At 64.8% G+C, this 18,948-nt stretch carries 15 protein-coding genes and 4 tRNA genes; all 19 read right to left on the bottom strand.

Annotated elements, in window-relative coordinates:
• Positions 1-26: 26 nt before the first annotated feature.
• The 19 genes from rpsG to ACSQ19_RS11945 all read right to left on the bottom strand — a co-directional run bounded on the left by rpsG (position 27) and on the right by ACSQ19_RS11945 (position 18,930).
• Positions 27-494, bottom strand: coding sequence for a 30S ribosomal protein S7 (gene rpsG / locus ACSQ19_RS12035; RefSeq protein WP_055945227.1), 468 nt, complete (start codon positions 492-494; stop codon positions 27-29).
• Between the two features lie 12 nt (positions 495-506).
• A complete protein-coding gene (rpsL, locus tag ACSQ19_RS12030) occupies positions 507-881 on the bottom strand; it encodes a 30S ribosomal protein S12 (protein WP_055945224.1) in 375 nt (124 codons plus the stop codon).
• A gap of 234 nt (positions 882-1,115) precedes the next feature.
• On the bottom strand, positions 1,116-5,348 hold the full coding sequence (gene rpoC / locus ACSQ19_RS12025) for a DNA-directed RNA polymerase subunit beta' (protein ID WP_435997228.1): 4,233 nt from the start codon (positions 5,346-5,348) through the stop codon (positions 1,116-1,118).
• A 93-nt stretch (positions 5,349-5,441) separates the two neighbouring features.
• Entirely contained in the window at positions 5,442-9,593 is a 4,152-nt protein-coding gene (gene rpoB / locus ACSQ19_RS12020) for a DNA-directed RNA polymerase subunit beta (RefSeq protein WP_435997226.1), read from the bottom strand.
• A 236-nt stretch (positions 9,594-9,829) separates the two neighbouring features.
• Entirely contained in the window at positions 9,830-10,201 is a 372-nt protein-coding gene (rplL, locus tag ACSQ19_RS12015; protein ID WP_296282926.1) for a 50S ribosomal protein L7/L12, read from the bottom strand.
• 59 nt (positions 10,202-10,260) lie between these two features.
• Complete coding sequence (rplJ, locus tag ACSQ19_RS12010; RefSeq protein WP_296282927.1) at positions 10,261-10,797, bottom strand: 50S ribosomal protein L10; 537 nt, start codon at positions 10,795-10,797, stop codon at positions 10,261-10,263.
• A gap of 372 nt (positions 10,798-11,169) precedes the next feature.
• Positions 11,170-11,868 carry a 50S ribosomal protein L1 gene (gene rplA / locus ACSQ19_RS12005; protein WP_296282928.1) on the bottom strand — a complete coding sequence of 233 codons (699 nt, stop codon included), beginning with the start codon at positions 11,866-11,868 and terminating at the stop codon, positions 11,170-11,172.
• A gap of 3 nt (positions 11,869-11,871) precedes the next feature.
• Entirely contained in the window at positions 11,872-12,300 is a 429-nt protein-coding gene (rplK, locus tag ACSQ19_RS12000; protein WP_055945202.1) for a 50S ribosomal protein L11, read from the bottom strand.
• Positions 12,301-12,497: 197 nt separating this feature from the next.
• Positions 12,498-13,055 (bottom strand): transcription termination/antitermination protein NusG, encoded by a 558-nt coding sequence (gene nusG, locus ACSQ19_RS11995; RefSeq protein ID WP_296282929.1) that lies wholly within the window; start codon positions 13,053-13,055, stop codon positions 12,498-12,500.
• Between the two features lie 13 nt (positions 13,056-13,068).
• Positions 13,069-13,458 (bottom strand): preprotein translocase subunit SecE, encoded by a 390-nt coding sequence (secE, locus tag ACSQ19_RS11990; protein WP_296282930.1) that lies wholly within the window; start codon positions 13,456-13,458, stop codon positions 13,069-13,071.
• A gap of 62 nt (positions 13,459-13,520) precedes the next feature.
• Positions 13,521-13,596 (bottom strand) — tRNA-Trp (locus ACSQ19_RS11985).
• A gap of 148 nt (positions 13,597-13,744) precedes the next feature.
• A complete protein-coding gene (tuf, locus tag ACSQ19_RS11980) occupies positions 13,745-14,935 on the bottom strand; it encodes an elongation factor Tu (RefSeq protein ID WP_192272445.1) in 1,191 nt (396 codons plus the stop codon).
• Between the two features lie 35 nt (positions 14,936-14,970).
• Positions 14,971-15,046 (bottom strand) — tRNA-Thr (locus ACSQ19_RS11975).
• A 51-nt stretch (positions 15,047-15,097) separates the two neighbouring features.
• Positions 15,098-15,171, bottom strand: a tRNA-Gly gene (locus tag ACSQ19_RS11970).
• 38 nt (positions 15,172-15,209) lie between these two features.
• Positions 15,210-15,295: transfer RNA gene (locus tag ACSQ19_RS11965), tRNA-Tyr, on the bottom strand.
• Between the two features lie 109 nt (positions 15,296-15,404).
• On the bottom strand, positions 15,405-16,496 hold the full coding sequence (gene ychF / locus ACSQ19_RS11960) for a redox-regulated ATPase YchF (RefSeq protein WP_296281985.1): 1,092 nt from the start codon (positions 16,494-16,496) through the stop codon (positions 15,405-15,407).
• Positions 16,497-16,571: 75 nt separating this feature from the next.
• Positions 16,572-17,153: an aminoacyl-tRNA hydrolase gene (pth, locus tag ACSQ19_RS11955; RefSeq protein ID WP_435997221.1), complete on the bottom strand. Its 582-nt coding sequence runs from the start codon at positions 17,151-17,153 to the stop codon at positions 16,572-16,574.
• Between the two features lie 51 nt (positions 17,154-17,204).
• Positions 17,205-17,858 carry a 50S ribosomal protein L25/general stress protein Ctc gene (locus ACSQ19_RS11950; RefSeq protein WP_435997219.1) on the bottom strand — a complete coding sequence of 218 codons (654 nt, stop codon included), beginning with the start codon at positions 17,856-17,858 and terminating at the stop codon, positions 17,205-17,207.
• A gap of 112 nt (positions 17,859-17,970) precedes the next feature.
• The gene (locus ACSQ19_RS11945; protein ID WP_055940747.1) at positions 17,971-18,930 is read right to left on the bottom strand and encodes a ribose-phosphate diphosphokinase; all 960 of its coding nucleotides are present in this window, start codon (positions 18,928-18,930) and stop codon (positions 17,971-17,973) included.
• Positions 18,931-18,948 lie beyond the last annotated feature (18 nt).

Here is an 18,948-nt window from a genome sequence, read left to right as displayed (position 1 = left end):
CCCTGCATGCAAGGGCCCCGAGGCCGTTACCAGCGGTAGTGCGCGAACGCCTTGTTCGCTTCCGCCATGCGGTGGGTCTCTTCACGCTTCTTGATGGCGCCGCCGCGGTTCTCGGAGGCATCCAGCAGTTCGGCAGCCAGCTTGCGCGGCATGGTGTTCTCGCCGCGCTTGCGCGCGGATTCGATCAGCCAGCGCATCGCCAGCGCCATGCGGCGCGACGAACGCACTTCGACCGGCACCTGGTAGGTGGCGCCGCCGACGCGGCGCGACTTCACTTCGACAGCCGGCGAGACGTTGTCCAACGCCTTCTCGACCAGCTCGAGGGCATTGGGGTTCTTTTCGCCGATGACGTCCATGGCGCCGTACACGATCTTTTCGGCGACCGACTTCTTGCCGCTCAGCATCACCATGTTGATGAAGCGGGCAATCGTCTGGCTGCCGTGCTTGGGGTCCGGCAGGATTTCACGTTGGGGGGCAGAGCCTTTGCGCGACATGATTCTTTTTCCTTAAGCCTTGGGACGCTTGGCGCCGTACTTCGAACGGCCCTGGCGGCGCTTGGCGACGCCGGAGGCGTCGAGCGAGCCGCGCACGGTGTGGTAGCGCACGCCCGGCAGATCCTTGACGCGGCCGCCGCGCACGAGCACCACGGAGTGCTCCTGCAGGTTGTGACCTTCACCGCCGATGTAGCTGATGATTTCTTCCTGGTTGGTCAGGCGCACCTTGGCGACCTTGCGAAGCGCCGAGTTCGGCTTCTTCGGGGTCGTCGTGTAGACGCGGGTGCACACGCCGCGACGCTGCGGGCAGTTGTCCAGCGCGGGCGACTGGCTCTTGTACGTGGGTGCCTGCCGCGGCTTGCGGACCAGCTGATTGACGGTTGCCATAGTGGATTCTTCGTGTGAAGGCCGGAGCCTTGTTTGACATGAAAACGAAGGCAGGCCGCAAGACGGCCCACCTAGACGGAAAAGTATAGCCGGCAACCCGCCCGACCGTCAACGCGACGGAGGTGGGTGCCTGCCAACTGACTGCGATCCCGCCCTTCCTGGGCCGAAAACGAGGCGCTTCCTGCGCCTCTTTTCGTGGTCTGGGACGGCCTGGAGGCCGTCAGGTAGTACGGTTTAGCTGGCGCTGGACTCCTCGCCGGCGTCGTCGGTGGTGGTCGTCACGACTGCAGAAGCAGCCTCGGCGACGCCGCCCGACAGGGCGTTCACTTCCGCCTCGGTCAGGCCCGACGCATTGCGACGGCGCTGGTTGTGGTACGCCAGGCCGGTACCCGCCGGGATGAGGCGGCCGACGATAACGTTTTCCTTCAGGCCGCGCAGCGTGTCGCGGGTGCCGCGGACGGCCGCCTCGGTCAGCACGCGCGTGGTCTCCTGGAACGAGGCCGCGGAGATGAACGATTCCGTCGCCAGCGAGGCCTTGGTGATGCCCAGCAGGACCGGGTCGTACTTCGCGGGCAGCTCGTTGCGGGCCAGCAGCTTCGCGTTCTCTTCGATGAAGCGCTGCTTCTCGACCTGCTCGCCGGCGAGGAACTTGCTGTTGCCGGCATCGGTGATCTCGACCTTGCGCAGCATCTGGCGGGTGATCACCTCGATGTGCTTGTCGTTGATCTTCACGCCCTGCAGGCGGTAGACGTCCTGGATTTCCTTGACCAGGTAGGCCGCCAGCGGTTCGACGCCCAGCAGGCGCAGGATGTCCTGCGGGCTCGGCTCGCCGTCCACGATGGTTTCGCCCTTGGCCACGTGCTCGCCTTCGAACACGATGATCTGGCGGAACTTCGGGATCAGCTCCTCGTGCTCCGAACCATCGGTGTCCTTGATGATCAGGCGCTGCTTGCCCTTGGTGTCCTTGCCGAAGCTGATGACGCCGGAGCGCTCGGCCAGAATGGCCGGGTCCTTCGGCTTGCGGGCTTCGAACAGGTCGGCCACGCGCGGCAGACCACCGGTAATGTCGCGGGTCTTGGACGCTTCCTGCGGCACCTTGGTGACCACGTCGCCCACGCCGACGGGAGCGCCGTCCTGCAGGTTGACGATCGAGCGCGGCGGCAGCAGGTACTGCGCCGGCAGGTCGGTCCCGGGGATGCTGAGGTCCTTGCCGTCCTTATCCACGATGCGGACGATCGGACGCAGGTCCTTGCCCTGCGAACCACGGCGCTTCGGATCGGTGATCTCGCGCGACGCCAGGCCGGTCAGGTCGTCGGTCTTCTCGATGACGGTGACGCCATCGACGAAGTCCACGAAGCGCACGAAGCCGGCCACTTCCGACACGATCGGGTGGTTGTGCGGATCCCAGTTCGCCACGGCTTGGCCGGCGGTGATCTGCGCGCCGTCCTTGACGTTGATGGTGGCGCCGTAGGGCAGCTTGTAGCGCTCGCGCTCGCGGCCATGGCCATCGAGCACCGACAGTTCGCCCGAACGCGAGACCGCGACCAGGCTGCCGTTCGCGTGTTCGACGAACTTCAGGTTGTTGAACTTGATGGAACCGGTGGTCTTGACCGTGATGTTGTCCACGGCTGCCGCACGCGAGGCCGCACCACCGATGTGGAACGTACGCATGGTCAGCTGCGTGCCGGGCTCGCCGATCGACTGCGCGGCGATGACGCCGACCGCTTCGCCGATGTTGACGATGTGGCCACGGGCCAAGTCGCGGCCGTAGCAGTGTGCGCAGACGCCGAATTCGGATTCGCAGGTGATGGTGGAACGCACCTTCAGGGACTGCACGCCGGCATCTTCCAGCTTCTGCACCCAGGCTTCGTCCAGCAGCGTGTTGCGGGTGACGATCGGATCTTCGTCGTTGCCCGGCAGGAACACGTCCTCGGCCACGATGCGGCCCAGCACGCGGTCGCGCAGCGGCTCGACCACGTCGCCGCCTTCCACGATCGGGGTCATGGTCAGGCCTTCCTGCGTGCCGCAATCGACCTCGGTGATCACCACGTCCTGCGCCACGTCGACCAGGCGACGGGTCAGGTAACCGGAGTTCGCCGTCTTCAGCGCGGTATCGGCCAGACCCTTGCGGGCACCGTGCGTGGAGTTGAAGTACTCCTGCACGTTCAGGCCTTCACGGAAGTTCGCCTTGATGGGCGTCTCGATGATCGAGCCGTCGGGACGGGCCATCAGGCCACGCATGCCGGCCAGCTGGCGGATCTGCGCCTGGCTACCACGGGCACCGGAGTCGGCCATGATGTAGAGCGAGTTCATCGACTTTTCGTTGATGGTCTCGCCCTTGGCGTTCTTCACCTTGTCGGTACCGATGGTGTCCATCATCGCCTTGGCGATGCGCTCGTTGGTGCGCGACCAGATGTCGACCACCTTGTTGTAGCGCTCGCCGGCGGTGACCAGACCGCTCTGGTACTGCTCCTGGATTTCCAGCACTTCCTGCTCGGCTTCGCCCAGGATGCCCTTCTTCTCGGCCGGAATCAGCATGTCGTCGATGCCGATCGAGACGCCGGCGCGCGTGGCGTATGCGAAACCGGTGTACATCAGCTTGTCGGCGAACACGACCGTGTCCTTCAGGCCCAGCATGCGGTAGCTGGAGTTGATCAGGCGGCTGATGGCCTTCTTGTTCAACTCGGTGTTTACCAGGGCGAACGGCAGGCCTTCCGGCAGGATCTCGGCCAGCAGCGCGCGACCGATCGTGGTGTCCACGATGCTGGTCTGCTGGCTGCGACCGCCCTCCTCGTCGATCACGGTACCGCTGATGCGGACCTTGACCTTCGCGTGCAGCTCGACGGCGCGGTTGTCGTAGGCGCGCTTGACCTCGGCGATGTTCGCGAAGGCCATGCCCTCGCCCTTCTTGTTCTCCAGCGCGCGGGTCATGTAGTACAGGCCCAGCACCACGTCCTGCGACGGCACGATGATCGGCTCGCCGTTGGCGGGCGACAGGATGTTGTTGGACGACATCATCAGCGCGCGCGCTTCCAGCTGGGCTTCCAGCGATAGCGGCACGTGGACGGCCATCTGGTCACCGTCGAAGTCGGCGTTGAACGCGGTGCAGACCAGCGGATGCAGCTGGATGGCCTTGCCTTCGATCAGCACAGGCTCGAACGCCTGGATGCCCAGGCGGTGCAGCGTCGGCGCGCGGTTCAGCAGCACCGGGTGCTCGCGGATGACTTCTTCCAGGATGTCCCAGACGTCGGCTTCCTCGCGCTCGACCAGCTTCTTGGCGGCCTTGATGGTGGTGGCCAGGCCGCGACGCTGCAGCTTGGCGAACACGAACGGCTTGAACAGCTCCAGCGCCATCTTCTTCGGCAGGCCGCACTCGTGCAGGCGCAGGGTGGGACCGACCACGATGACCGAACGGCCGGAGTAGTCGACGCGCTTGCCGAGCAGGTTCTGGCGGAAGCGGCCCTGCTTGCCCTTGATCATGTCGGCCAGCGACTTGAGCGGACGCTTGTTGGTGCCGGTGATGGCGCGGCCGCGACGGCCGTTGTCCATCAGGGCGTCAACCGACTCCTGCAGCATGCGCTTTTCGTTGCGCACGATGATGTCCGGAGCGTTGAGCTCCAGCAGGCGGCGCAGGCGGTTGTTGCGGTTGATGACGCGACGGTACAGGTCGTTGAGGTCGGAGGTCGCGAAGCGGCCACCGTCCAGCGGCACCAGCGGACGCAGGTCCGGCGGCAGCACCGGCAACACGGTCATGACCATCCATTCCGGACGGTTGCCCGACTCCAGGAACGCTTCCATCAGCTTGATGCGCTTGGTGAGGCGCTTCAGCTTGGTTTCCGAACCGGTGCTGGCGATGTCCTCGCGCAGGTTCACCATCTCGGCCTGCAGGTCGATGGTGCGCAGCAGGTCGTAGACGGCTTCGGCACCCATGGCGGCGTCGAAGTCATCGCCATGCTCCTGGCGCGCCTGCATGAACTGTTCTTCGGTCAGCAGCTGGCGGCGCTCGAGCGAGGTCAGGCCCGGCTCGGTGACGACGTAGGCTTCGAAGTACAGCACGCGCTCGATGTCGCGCAGCGTCATGTCCAGCATCAGGCCGATGCGCGACGGCAGCGACTTCAGGAACCAGATGTGCGCGACCGGGCTGGCCAGGTCGATGTGGCCCATGCGCTCGCGGCGCACCTTGGCCAGCGTCACTTCCGTGCCGCACTTCTCGCAGACGACGCCGCGGTGCTTCATGCGCTTGTACTTGCCGCACAGGCACTCGTAGTCCTTGATCGGGCCGAAGATGGCAGAGCAGAACAGGCCGTCGCGTTCCGGCTTGAAGGTACGGTAGTTGATGGTTTCCGGCTTCTTCACTTCGCCGAAGGACCACGAGCGGATCAGGTCCGGCGAGGCCAGCGCGATCTTGATCGCATCGAAGTCCAGCGTCTGGCGCTGCTGGTTGAAGAGGTTGAGCAGGTCTTTCATTTTGTTTCTCCGTCAGGAGGAAGCTTTGTCGATGGCGGGTTGACCGGGGACGAACGGCGCGGGCGGCAGGTCAGTGCCGCCGCGCCCTTGCGGTCAGTCTTCCAGTTCCATGTTGATGGCGAGCGAGCGGATTTCCTTCACCAGCACGTTGAAGGATTCCGGCATGCCCGCGACCATCTCGTGGGCGCCATCGACGATGTTCTTGTACATCTGGTTGCGGCCCTGCACGTCGTCCGACTTGACCGTCAGCATTTCCTGCAGGGTGTGCGCCGCGCCGTAGGCTTCCAGCGCCCAGACTTCCATTTCACCGAAGCGCTGGCCACCGAACTGCGCCTTGCCGCCCAGCGGCTGCTGGGTGACGAGCGAGTACGGACCGGTGGAACGCGCGTGCATCTTGTCGTCCACCAGGTGGTTCAGCTTCAGCATGTGCATGTAGCCGACCGTGGTGTGGCGATCGAACGCCTCGCCCGTGCGGCCGTCGTACAGCTGGGTCTGGCCGCTGATCGGCAGGTCCGCGAGCTCGAGCATGTGCTTGATCTCGGTTTCCGCCGCACCGTCGAACACCGGGGTGGCCATCGGCACGCCGTCGGTCAGGTTCTTGGCCAGCGCGATCAGTTCGGCATCGCTGAACTGGTCCAGGTCCACGCGGTCCTCGCCCAGCTTCTGGTCGTGGTTGTAGATCTGGGTCAGGAACTTGCGCAGGTCGGCCACCTTGGCCTGGGCGTCCAGCATGTCCTGGATCTTCTTGCCCAAACCCTTCGCGGCCCAGCCCAGGTGCACTTCCAGCACCTGGCCGATGTTCATGCGCGACGGCACGCCCAGCGGATTCAGCACGATGTCCACGGTCTCGCCGGTGGCCATGTACGGCATGTCCTCGACCGGCACGATGGTCGACACGACGCCCTTGTTGCCGTGGCGGCCGGCCATCTTGTCGCCCGGCTGGATGCGGCGCTTCACGGCCAAGTAGACCTTGACCATCTTCAGCACGCCCGGAGCGAGGTCGTCGCCGGCGGTGATCTTGCCGCGCTTGTCGGCGAAGCGACGCTCGAACTCCTTCTCGTGCGCCTGGATCTGCATCTGGGCGCGCTCGATGGCGTCGGACGCGTCATCGTCCTTCATGCGCAGGGTGAACCACTCCGACTTCTTCAAGCCGTCGAGGTAGGCGTCGGTGATCGCGTCGCCCTTCTTCAGCGTACCCGGGCCACCGTTTGCGACCTTGCCGACCAGCTGCGAGCGCAGGCGGGCGTAGATGGCGCCTTCCAGGATGCGGAACTGGTCGTCGAAGTCCTTCTTGACGCGCTTGATCTCGTTTTCCTCGATCTGGCGCGCACGCTTGTCCTTCTCGATGCCGTCGCGGGTGAAGACCTGCACGTCGATGACGGTGCCGTCCATGCCCGGGGGCACGCGCAGCGAGCTGTCCTTCACGTCCGAGGCCTTCTCGCCGAAGATCGCGCGCAGCAGCTTCTCTTCCGGCGTCAGCTGGCTTTCGCCCTTCGGCGTCACCTTGCCGACCATGATGTCGCCGGCGCGCACTTCGGCGCCGATGTACACCACGCCGCTCTCGTCGAGGCGGTTCAGCGCCTGCTCGGAGACGTTCGGGATGTCGGCGGAGATTTCCTCCGGCCCCAGCTTGGTGTCGCGCGCTACGCAGGTCAGCTCTTCGATGTGGATCGTGGTGTAGCGATCCTCTTCCACCACGCGCTCGGAGAGCAGGATGGAGTCTTCGAAGTTGTAGCCGTTCCACGGCATGAACGCGATCAGCATGTTCTGGCCCAGCGCCAGCTCGCCGATGTCGGTCGAGGGACCGTCGGCGAGCACGTCGCCGCGCGCGACCACGTCGCCCACGTTCACCAGCGGACGCTGGTTGATGCAGGTGTTCTGGTTGGAGCGCGTGTACTTGATCAGCGAATAGATGTCGACGCCGGCATCGGTTTCACCGGAGATCTCGACTTCGTTGACCTTGACCACGATGCGGCCGGCGTCGATCTGCTCGACCACGCCGCCACGGCGGGCGTTCACGGTCACGCCCGAGTCGCGCGCCACGGCGCGCTCGATGCCGGTACCGACCAGCGGCTTCTGCGCACGCAGCGTCGGCACGGCCTGGCGCTGCATGTTGGCGCCCATCAGTGCGCGGTTGGCGTCATCGTGCTCCAGGAACGGCACCAGCGCTGCGGCGACCGACACGGTCTGCATCGGCGAGACGTCCATGTAGTCGACTTCGCTCGGCGGCTTCAGCAGCGATTCGCCCTGGTAGCGGCACGGGACGAACTGCTCGGTCAGGCGGCTCTTGGCGTCATGCAGCGCGTTGGCCTGCGCGATGACGTACTCGTTCTCTTCGATCGCCGACAGGTATTCGATCTCGTCGGTGATGGTGCCGTCCACGACCTTGCGGTACGGCGTCTCGAGGAAGCCATAGCTGTTGGTGCGTGCGTACACGGCCAGCGAGTTGATCAGGCCGATGTTCGGGCCTTCCGGCGTCTCGATGGTGCAGACGCGGCCGTAGTGGGTCGGGTGCACGTCGCGCACTTCGAAGCCGGCGCGCTCGCGGGTCAGGCCGCCCGGGCCGAGGGCCGACACGCGACGCTTGTGCGTGACTTCCGACAGCGGGTTGTTCTGGTCCATGAACTGCGACAACTGCGAGGAGCCGAAGAACTCCTTGATCGCCGCGGCCACCGGCTTGGCGTTGATCAGTTCCTGCGGGGTCAGGCCCTCGGACTCGGCCATCGACAGGCGCTCCTTGACGGCGCGCTCGACGCGGACCAGGCCAACGCGGAAGACGTTCTCGGCCATTTCGCCGACCGAACGCACGCGACGGTTGCCCAGGTGGTCGATGTCGTCCACGGTGCCGCGGCCGTTGCGGATCTCGGTCAGGACCTTGATGACGTCCAGGATGTCCGAGGTCTCGCCCAGGCTGGCGACCAGGCGCTTGGCTTCTTCGTCATTGCGCGCGCCGAAATACTTCTTGTCGTACAGCACGGCTTCGCCGGTGGTTTCCTTGCGGCCCACGCGACGGTTGAACTTCATGCGGCCGACGTTCGACAGGTCGTAGCGCTCGAAGGTGAAGAACAGGTTGTGGAACAGGTTCTGCGCGGCATCCTTGGTCGGCGGCTCGCCGGGACGCATCATGCGGTAGATCTCGACCAGCGCTTCGAGCTGCGTCTTGGTGGGATCGATGCGCAGCGTGTTGGACAGGTACGGACCACGATCCAGGTCGTTGACCCACAGCGTGCCCACCGCGTCCACGCCGGCCTTGCGGAACTTGGCCAGCTGGTCGTCGGTGATCTCGTCGTTGGCGGCGGCCAGCAGCTCGGCGGTGTTGGCGTCGATCACGTCGTGCGACAGGATGCGGCCCACCAGGTACTCGTCCGGCACGGCCAGGGCGGCGATGCCCGACTGCTCCAGCTGCTTCACGTGGCGCGCGGTGATGCGCTTGCCGGCTTCCACGATGACCTTGTCACCGTCGGCCAGGTCGAAGTTCAGCGTCTCGCCGCGCAGGCGCTCGGCGACCAGCTCCAGCTGCACGCCTTCCGGCAGGATGTGGAAGGTGTTGACGTCGAAGAACTCGTTGAGCATCTCCTCGTTGGAGTAGCCCAGTGCGCGCAGCAGAATCGAGACCGGAAGCTTGCGGCGACGGTCGATGCGCGTGAACAGCGCGTCCTTCGGGTCGAACTCGAAGTCCAGCCAGGAGCCGCGGTAAGGAATGATGCGGGCGCTGTACAGCAGCTTGCCCGAGCTGTGCGTCTTGCCACGGTCGTGGTCGAAGAACACGCCCGGCGAGCGGTGCAGCTGCGAGACGATGACGCGCTCGGTGCCGTTGACGATGAAGGTACCGTTGTCGGTCATGAGCGGAATTTCGCCCAGATAGACCTCCTGCTCCTTCACGTACTTGATGGCCTTGGTCGACGACTCGCGGTCGTAGATCACCAGGCGCACGGTCACGCGCAGCGGGGCGCCGTAGCTCAGGCCACGGTTGCGGCACTCGCGCTCGTCGAACACAGGTTCGCCGAGCTTGTAGCCGACGTATTCCAGCGCGGCGTTGCCGCTGTAGCTGGCGATCGGGAAGACCGACTTCAGCGCAGCATGCAGGCCGCGGTCCTCGCGCTTCGCGGGATCGGTGTGTTCCTGCAGGAACTCGCGGTAGGAATCGACCTGGATGGCCAGCAGGAACGGGACCTCGAGGATCGACCGCTGCTTGCCGAAATCCTTGCGGATGCGCTTTTTCTCGGTGAACGAATATGTCGTCATGTGACTGTGCCTCTGGCAGCGTGGGGCGCGCGTCCGCGACCACACGGGGGACATTCTTTCGAACGGGGGAATTTCCAGTTGGAAGTCGCTGGTATTGCCGGCACCAGCACGCCTTCTGCCGCTACTTCCAACTACAAACTCGCTTCTACATCGCTACGTCTTGAAACGACCGAAGGCCAGGGGCTTTCGCCCCCGGCCTCGGGTTGTCGCCTGGGTGAAAGGGCGACGGATACGACTTACTTGACTTCGACGCTCGCACCAGCGGCTTCGAGTTCCTTCTTGAACTTGTCGGCGTCGTCCTTCGAGATGCCTTCCTTCAGGACGCCACCGGCTTCGGTGAGGTCCTTGGCTTCCTTCAGGCCCAGGCCGGTGATGGCGCGCACGGCCTTGATGACGTCGACCTTCTTGGCACCGGCGTCCTTCAGGACGATGGTGAACTCGGTCTGCTCTTCGACCGGGGCGGCAGCGGCGGCCGGGCCCGCAGCAGCGGCGACCGGGGCGGCGGCGGAGACGCCGAACTTCTCTTCGATGGCCTTGACCAGCTCCATCACTTCCATCAGGGTCTTGCCGGCAATGGCGTCGACGATCTGTTCGTTGGAAAGGGACATTGTGTTTACCTTTGGAAATTATCTGGGATTAGGGTTCGTAGAACCGTAAGACGTCGAACTCAGGCTTCGGCCGGGGCTTCAGCGGCGGCTTCCGCCGGCGCTTCACCACCACCCTGCTGGTCGGCCACGGCCTTGACGGCGCGGGCGAACATGGACGCAGGTTCGGCCAGCACGCGGGCCAACATGGCCAGCGCCTGGTCGCGGGTCGGCAGCGACGCCAGGACTTCCACATGGCTGGCCGGATACAGCTGGCCACCCACGGAGACGACCTTCGGCTGAAGCTTGTCGTTGCCCTTGGCGAACTCCTTGATCAGGCGACCGGCAGCGCCGGGCTCCTCGGTCGAAAACGCATACAGCAGCGGACCGACGAGCTTGTCCTGGACAACCTCGAACTCGGTACCGGCGATGGCGCGCACGGCCAGCGTGTTCTTGACTACCTTCAAGTACACACCGGTCTCGCGGGCCTTCTTGCGCATCGCGGTCATCTGGGTGACCGTGGTGCCTGCGTATTCGGCAGCGACCAGGGAGTGCGCCTTGGCGGCGACGTCTGCCAGTTCGGCGACTACTTCTTGCTTCTGGGACAGATTGAGAGCCATACACTCCTCACTTATTGACTCCGCTCGCGGCTCCTGCCGTTCGCGGTCCTGGACGGCGTCCATCCTGGATGCCGGGGACTTGCGGTCCCGTCGGTGGCCTGTCTGACGGGCCGGCCTTGCGGCCGGCACCAGAAAACTTCCAGAAGGCGGCACCATCTGCGCAGGCGCACTCCCTTGCGGGTGTGGATTAAGCGATCCCGCTAGTCACGACGGCGATTCCCTGCCAACACGAGCCTCCCTGCCCGTCGTCGTCACGCGCTGACCGCACCTGCGGTCTTTGACGGCTGTCGCTTGCACCGGAAACCGGCCTGGGCGACTGCCCTCAAAATGCTGTGGCGCCCTGCCCCGCGTCGCGGGACAGGGGTGATGCGATTACTTCAGGGACAGCGAAGACTGGTCCACCGTCACGCCGGGGCCCATGGTCGAGCTGACCGAGATCTTCTGCAGGTACTGGCCCTTGGAGGTGGCCGGCTTGGCCTTGACCAGGTCGATCAGCAGCGCCTGCAGGTTCGACTTCAGCGCTTCATCCTCGAAGCTCGCCTTGCCGATGGTGCAGTGGATGATGCCGGCCTTGTCGGTGCGGTAGCGCACCTGGCCCGACTTGGCGTTCTTGACCGCCTCGGCCGGGTTCGGCGACACGGTGCCGACCTTGGGGTTCGGCATCAGGCCGCGCGGGCCCAGGACCGTACCCAGCTTGCCGACCACGCGCATCGCGTCCGGCGTGGCGATGACCACGTCGTAGTTGATGTCGCCGGCCAGCATCTTCTCGGCCAGGTCGTCCATACCGACGGCCTCGGCGCCAGCGGCGGCAGCTTCGTCAGCCTTGGCGCCGGCCGGGGCGAACACCGCCACGCGGACCGACTTGCCGGTGCCGGCGGGCAGCACGGTGGAGCCACGGACCTGCTGGTCCGACTTCTTGGCATCCACGCCCAGGCGCACGGCGACGTCGACGGACTCGACGAACTTGGACTTGACCGCGGTCTTGACGATCTTCAGGGCCTCGTCAATGGCGTATGCCTTGCCGGGGGTCACGGCGGCCAGGATGGCCTTCTGTCGCTTGTTCTGTGCCATCTCTTAACCCTCTACCGTCAGGCCCATGGAGCGGGCGGAACCCGCGATCGTGCGCACCGCTGCGTCCAGGTCGGCCGCGGTCAGGTCGGGTTCCTTCGCCTTGGCGATGTCCTCGAGCTGCTTGCGGGTGACCTTGCCCACCTTCTCGGTGTTGGGGCGCTTGGAGCCGGACGTGATGCCGACGGCCTTCTTCAGCAGGATCGACGCCGGGGGCGTCTTGGTGATGAAGGTGAAGGTGCGGTCGGAATAGGCCGTGATGACCACCGGAATCGGGAGACCCGGCTCCAGCTTCTGCGTGGCGGCGTTGAACGCCTTGCAGAATTCCATGATGTTCAGGCCGCGCTGACCCAGCGCAGGACCGACCGGCGGCGAGGGGTTGGCCTGACCGGCCTTCACCTGCAGCTTGATGTAACCGACAACTTTCTTTGCCATGTGAGTACTCTCCGGGTGCTAGCGCCTCTGAAGGCTCCCCATCGGACCGGGAAAATCACGCGTCCCGGCATCGCGTATCTCGAACGCGCCAATGGCCACCCGAAGGCGGCCATGGCTCCTGCCCGGCCAGCCGTTCAGGGAGCCGCGCAGTATAACAGGGTTTTGGCGGACCCGCTCGAGCGGGCCCGGCCGCCGGATCAGGCCTTCTCGACCTGTCCGAATTCCAGCTCCACCGGGGTGGAACGGCCGAAGATCAACACCGCCACGCGCAGGCGGCTCTTCTCGTAATTGACTTCCTCGACCACGCCGTTGAAGTCGTTGAACGGACCGTCGGTGACACGGACCATCTCGCCCGGCTCGAACAGCACCTTGGGCTTGGGCTTCTCGACACCTTCCTGCACGCGATCCAGGATGGCGGCCGCCTCTTCGTCGCGGATGGGCAGCGGACGATCGGCGGTGCCACCGATGAAGCCGAGCACCTTGGAGGTGTCCTTCACCAGGTGCCAGCTTTCATTGTCCATGCGCGGGATGCCGCCGTCGTCATGGGTCTCGATCTGGACCAGCACATAACCGGGGAAGAACTTGCGCTCGGAACGGCGCTTCTGGCCGGAGCGCATCTCCACGACCTCTTCGGTCGGGACGAGGACGTCGCCGAACTTCTCCTGCATGCCGTCGCGGACGATGCGATCGCGCAGGGCCTGGGCCACCGACTTCTCGAAGCCCGAATAGGCATGGACGACATACCAACGCTTCACTGCGGCACTCTCCTCAACGACCAAAATTCAGGAACTTCTCGATCGCCCACTGGATGGTGAAGTCGAAACCCGCCAGGATCAGGCTGAGCAGGATCACCACCACAATGACGACCCACGTCGTTCGGGTTGCTTCTTCGCGCGTCGGCCAGACGACCTTGCGCAGTTCGAATCGGGACTCGGACAGGAATTCACGGGTATCGCGCCCCTTGCCCGTCTGCAGGAACACCAGCGCACCCAACACCAACCCGGCCACGACGGCCAGCGAGCGCAACGGCGTGGCCCACTGCCCATTGAACCACCACCATGCCACCAGACCACCGACGACCAGCGCCAGTGCCAGGACGTACTTGGCGATGTCGGCGGCAGGCGTGCCGGCTTTGGATTGTTCGACCTTGCTGTTCAAGTCAGTTGTCGCTCTTTAGCTCGAGGGAAGCACGGTAGACCCGTACTCCGCGAGGAAGGAAGTGGCACGCCAGGAGGGACTCGAACCCCCAACCTGCGGTTTTGGAGACCGCTGCTCTGCCAATTGAGCTACTGGCGTATCGATACAGCTACAACCTTCCCTTAGACGGCGAAGGCGGACCGAGGTTCCGGTCCGCCCTTGTCGCTTCATCAGGCGCTGGATCCCCGCCTGCGCGGGAATGACGGCCCAAGGAAGCCGGACGGGCTGGCCCGTCCGGATCAGGACGTCACTTGATGATCTTGGCCACCACGCCGGCGCCGACCGTACGGCCGCCTTCGCGGATCGCGAAACGCAGGCCTTCGTCCATCGCCACCGGGTTGATCAGGGTGACCACCATCTTGATGTTGTCGCCCGGCATGACCATTTCCACGCCTTCCGGCAGCGTCACCGCACCGGTGATGTCGGTCGTGCGGAAGTAGAACTGCGGACGGTAGCCCTTGAAGAACGGGGTGTGACGGCCGCCTTCGTCCTTGCTCAGCACGTAGACTTCGGCTTCGAACTCGGTGTGCGGGGTGATCGAACCCGGCTTGGCCAGCACCTGGCCACGCTCAACGTCGTCACGCTTGGTGCCGCGCAGCAGCAGACCGGCGTTGTCGCCCGCCTGGCCCTGGTCCAGCAGCTTGCGGAACATTTCCACGCCCGTGACCGTGGTCTTCTGGGTCGGACGGATACCGACGATCTCGATTTCCTCGCCCACCTTGATCACGCCGCGCTCGATACGGCCGGTCACCACGGTGCCGCGGCCCGAGATCGAGAACACGTCTTCCACCGGCATCAAGAACGGCTTGTCGACGTCACGCTCCGGGGTCGGGATCCAGGTGTCCAGCGCATCGACCAGCTTCAGGATCGCCGGCACGCCGATCTCGCTCTGGTCGCCTTCCAGCGCCAGGCGGGCCGAGCCCGAGATGATCGGGGTGTCGTCGCCCGGGAACTCGTACTTGCTCAGCAGCTCGCGGACTTCCATCTCCACCAGCTCCAGCAGCTCGGCGTCGTCCACCATGTCGGCCTTGTTCAGGAACACGACGATGTACGGCACGCCCACCTGGCGCGACAGCAGGATGTGCTCGCGCGTCTGCGGCATCGGGCCGTCGGCGGCCGAGCACACCAGGATCGCGCCGTCCATCTGGGCAGCACCGGTGATCATGTTCTTCACGTAGTCGGCGTGGCCCGGGCAATCCACGTGCGCGTAGTGGCGCGAAGCGGATTCATATTCCACGTGGGCCGTGGAGATCGTGATGCCGCGCGCCTTCTCTTCCGGCGCCGCGTCGATCGCGTCATAGGCCTTGAACTCGCCACCGAAACGCTCCGCGCCGATCTTCGTCAGCGCCGCCGTCAGCGTCGTCTTGCCGTGGTCAACGTGACCAATCGTGCCCACGTTAACGTGGGGCTTGGTGCGTTCGAACTTACCCTTTGCCATGGCTGCTGGTTCTCGAGTGGATCAATGGATGGAAGTGGTGCTCACGAAAGGAATCGAACCTTCGACCTCCTCCTTACCAAGGAGGTGCTCTACCGACTGAGCTACGTGAGCGTGAAACGGTTGTGCTGCCTGGATTGCCGCAGGTCCTGCGCAGGTGTTCAGTGGAGCGGGAGACGGGAATCGAACCCGCGCTAGTAGCTTGGAAGGCTACAGTTCTACCATTGAACTACTCCCGCACCGGGAGACCACTACAACGCGAAACAACAACGAAAACTGGTGGAGGGAGGTGGATTCGAACCACCGAAGGCGTAAGCCAGCAGATTTACAGTCTGCCCCCGTTGGCCGCTTGGGTATCCCTCCGGGATCACCGGACTGACTGGGCTGGAGGGCCAAATCAAACCAGGGTGAAACAGCCCGAGATTTTGGCGGGTACTCGACCGTCTGTCAACGCGCCCGCACCACTTTTTTCTCAGACATTGAACCGGAAATGCAGGACATCACCTTCCTGCACGCGATATTCCTTGCCTTCCAGCCGGAGGCGGCCGGCATCGCGGGCACCCGACTCACCCTTGTACTTGAGGAAGTCGTCGAACGCGATGGTCTCGGCGCGGATGAATCCCTTCTCGAAGTCCGTGTGGATCACCGCCGCGGCCTGGGGGGCGGTTGAACCGGCCCGCACCGTCCAGGCACGCACCTCCTTCACGCCTGCGGTGAAGTAGGTCTGCAGGCCCAGAAGCGTGTAGGCGGCCCGGATCACCCGATTCAGGCCCGGCTCGTCCAAGCCGAGGTCGGCCAGGAAAGCATCGCGGTCGGCATCGTCCAGCTGCGACAGCTCCTCTTCGATGGCGGCCGACACCGGAACCACCTGGGCACCCTCGGTCAGGGCACGGGCACGCACGGCCTCGAGGTGCGGGTTGTTCTCGAACCCGTCCTCCAGCACGTTGGCCACGTACATCACCGGCTTCAGGGTCAGCAGGAACAGGTCGCGGACCAGCGCCTTCTCCTCCTCGTCCAGGCCCAGCGCGCGGCCGGGCTTGCCGTCGTTGAGGCCCGCCTGCAGCTTCTGGAGCACCGGCTTGCGGGCGATCGCATCCTTCTCGCCCGCCTTGGCCGAGCGTTCGGCGCGGTTCAGCGCCTTTTCCACGCTCTCCAGGTCGGCCAGGGCCAGCTCGGTGTCGATGGTGTCGATATCCGAAATCGGATCGATCCGGTTGTTGACGTGGATGACGTCATCGTTCTCGAAGCAGCGCACCACGTGCGTGATCGCATCGACCTCGCGGATGTGGGCCAGGAACTTGTTGCCGAGGCCTTCTCCGCTGGCTGCGCCTGCGACCAGGCCGGCGATATCCACGAACTCCACCGCCGTCGGGATCACCTTCTGCGGCTTGACGATCTCGGCCAGCTGGTTGAGGCGCAGGTCGGGAACCGGCACCACGCCCACATTCGGCTCGATGGTGCAGAACGGGAAGTTGGCCGCGGCGATGCCCGCCTTGGTCAGCGCATTGAACAGGGTCGACTTGCCGACGTTCGGCAGGCCGACGATGCCGCATTTGATGCCCATGTGTACATCCGGGATTCGTGATTCGTGATTGGTGATTCGCGGCCAGCTGCGCGCCTGTAAATCACCAATCACCAATCACGGCTTCTTCGTATGCAACCGCGTCATCGCATACATGAAATTGCCCGCGACCGCGAGCGGCAGCACGTCGATGGCATCGTCGACCGCCCGCGCGATCAGGATTTCGTCATCCTTGCCCGGCTTGCCCAATACCCAGCCCGTCACGCGGTCCTTGTGCCCCGGATGGCCGATGCCGATGCGCAGCCGGTGGAACTTGCCATGGCCCAGGTGCTGGATGGTGTCGCGCAGGCCGTTCTGGCCGCCGTGACCGCCATCGAACTTGAGTCGCGCGGCACCGGGGGGAAGATCCAGTTCGTCGTGCGCCAGCAAGGCCTCCTCCGGCGCGATCTTCCAGAAGCGCAGAGCAGCTGCCACGGACTTGCCGCTGAGGTTCATGTACGTGGCCGGCTTCAGCAGCCACACCGGCTGGCCGGCGACCAAGACCTTCGCCGTCTCGCCGAACAGCTTGCTGTCCAGACCGAACCGCTCACCCTGCCGTTCCGCCAGGGCGTCGACAAAATGGAACCCGGCGTTGTGCCGGGTTCGGGCATGTTCGGCACCGGGATTGCCCAGTCCGACGATGAGGCGCAAGCCTGCCATGGGGACGCACCGCGCACCTGCGCCCGCCGAAGCGGGCGCAGGATCACGCGATTACTTGTCGTCCTTCTTGGCGACCTTGGACGCCGGCACTTCCGCCGATTCCGCCGGCGCTTCCTCGACCTCTTCCTTGCCGTGCTTGGCGATCACGACGGCGACGTCGTGTTCCTTGCCCAGCTTCAGTTCGGGAATGGTGACGCCGGCCGGCAGCTTCACTTCCGACAGGTGGACCACCGCGCCGATGGCCAGGTCGGCCAGGTCGATCTCGATGAATTCCGGCAGGTCCTTCGGCAGGCACTCGACGACGACTTCGTTCAGCTCGTGGGTGACGACGACTTCGGCGGACTTGCCGGCCGGCGACTTGTCTTCGTTGAGGAAGTGCAGCGGCACTGCGGTGCGCAGCGTCTCGTTCTCGTTCACGCGCTGGAAGTCCAGGTGCATGATCTGCTGCTTGAACGGATGGCGCTGCATGTCACGCAGCAGCACCTTCTGGATGTCGCCGTTGAGGCTCAGGTCCAGGATCGACGAGTAGAACCAGTCGTGCTGGGAGGCCAGCCAGACTTCGTTATGGTTCAGCTGGATGCTGACCGGCTTCAGTTCGCCACCGTAAACGATGGCAGGCACGGCGCCCGCGTGACGGAGGCGGCGGCTCGCACCCTTACCCTCGTCTTCGCGGCGCTCGACCTTGATTTCATGCGTCTTAGCCATTGGATTCACTACCTAGTTGTTGGACCGCCCTTCGGCGATCTGATGAAAGGTTCACCCGCGACCAGATGAACCCGGAAAGCCGCGCACCGGTGAACCGGGGCGCAGCGGAGACTCAATCCACGTACAGCGAACTGACCGACTCGCCGAAGGCGATGCGGCGGATCGTTTCCGCCAGCAGTTCCGCCACAGACAGCTGGCGGATCTTGCTGCATCCCTGCGCCTGCGGCGAGAGCGGGATGGTATCGGTGACGACGAGTTCATCGAGCACCGAATTGTTCAAGTTGTCCACCGCCGGGCCGGACAGCACGGGGTGGGTGCAGTACGCCGCCACCTTGTTGGCACCGTGCTGCTTCAGTGCCGCGGCCGCGGCGCAGAGCGTGCCGGCGGTGTCGACGATGTCGTCCACCAGCACGCAGTCCTTGCCTTCCACGTCGCCGATGATGTTCATCACCGTGGCGACGTTGGCGCGCGGGCGGCGCTTGTCGATGATCGCCAGGTCGGCGTCGTCCAGGCGCTTGGCCACCGCACGGGCGCGGACCACGCCACCCACGTCAGGCGACACGACCAGCAGGTTTTCCGTGCCGTAGGCACGCCAGATGTCGGCCAGCAGTAGCGGCGACGCGTACACGTTGTCGACCGGGATATCGAAGAAGCCCTGGATCTGGTCGGCGTGCAGGTCGACCGTCAGCACGCGATCCGCGCTGACCGCACCGAACATCTTCGCCGCCACCTTCGCCGTGATCGGCACGCGCGAAGAGCGCATGCGGCGATCCTGGCGGGCGTAGCCGAAATACGGCACCACCGCGGTGACGCTGCTGGCCGATGCGCGCTTCAGCGCGTCGATCAGGACCAGCAGTTCCACCAGGTTCTCGGCACTCGGCGCGCACGTGGGCTGCACGACGAACACTTCCTGCCGGCGGACGTTTTCCTGGATCTCGACCTGGACTTCGCCATCCGAGAAGCGGGACACCAGCGCCTTGCCCGGACGCACGCCCAACTCGCGGCAGATGCTGTTCGCCAACGGCTTGTTGGCGTTGCCGGAGAAGACAAGCAGGTTGCGTTCGTCTTGCATGGGTCGTCTCGGCAGGCG

Origin of the sequence: Pseudoxanthomonas sp. LjRoot127, from assembly GCF_964253495.1 — a bacterium.
GTDB lineage: Bacteria > Pseudomonadota > Gammaproteobacteria > Xanthomonadales > Xanthomonadaceae > Pseudoxanthomonas_A.
Note: the sequence above shows the minus strand (reverse complement) of the source record. Positions and strands in the feature narration are given on the sequence as shown.

What these genes read in the sequence shown, in the direction of transcription:
- rpsG (WP_055945227.1), bottom strand. Translation starts at nt 494, where the DNA reads ATGTCGCGCAAAGGCTCTGCCCCCCAACGTGAAATCCTGCCGGACCCC.
- rpsL (WP_055945224.1), bottom strand. Translation starts at nt 881, where the DNA reads ATGGCAACCGTCAATCAGCTGGTCCGCAAGCCGCGGCAGGCACCCACG.
- rpoC (WP_435997228.1), bottom strand. Translation starts at nt 5,348, where the DNA reads ATGAAAGACCTGCTCAACCTCTTCAACCAGCAGCGCCAGACGCTGGAC.
- rpoB (WP_435997226.1), bottom strand. Translation starts at nt 9,593, where the DNA reads ATGACGACATATTCGTTCACCGAGAAAAAGCGCATCCGCAAGGATTTC.
- rplL (WP_296282926.1), bottom strand. Translation starts at nt 10,201, where the DNA reads ATGTCCCTTTCCAACGAACAGATCGTCGACGCCATTGCCGGCAAGACC.
- rplJ (WP_296282927.1), bottom strand. Translation starts at nt 10,797, where the DNA reads ATGGCTCTCAATCTGTCCCAGAAGCAAGAAGTAGTCGCCGAACTGGCA.
- rplA (WP_296282928.1), bottom strand. Translation starts at nt 11,868, where the DNA reads ATGGCACAGAACAAGCGACAGAAGGCCATCCTGGCCGCCGTGACCCCC.
- rplK (WP_055945202.1), bottom strand. Translation starts at nt 12,300, where the DNA reads ATGGCAAAGAAAGTTGTCGGTTACATCAAGCTGCAGGTGAAGGCCGGT.
- tuf (WP_192272445.1), bottom strand. Translation starts at nt 14,935, where the DNA reads ATGGCAAAGGGTAAGTTCGAACGCACCAAGCCCCACGTTAACGTGGGC.
- ychF (WP_296281985.1), bottom strand. Translation starts at nt 16,496, where the DNA reads ATGGGCATCAAATGCGGCATCGTCGGCCTGCCGAACGTCGGCAAGTCG.
- pth (WP_435997221.1), bottom strand. Translation starts at nt 17,153, where the DNA reads ATGGCAGGCTTGCGCCTCATCGTCGGACTGGGCAATCCCGGTGCCGAA.
- ACSQ19_RS11950 (WP_435997219.1), bottom strand. Translation starts at nt 17,858, where the DNA reads ATGGCTAAGACGCATGAAATCAAGGTCGAGCGCCGCGAAGACGAGGGT.
- ACSQ19_RS11945 (WP_055940747.1), bottom strand. Translation starts at nt 18,930, where the DNA reads ATGCAAGACGAACGCAACCTGCTTGTCTTCTCCGGCAACGCCAACAAG.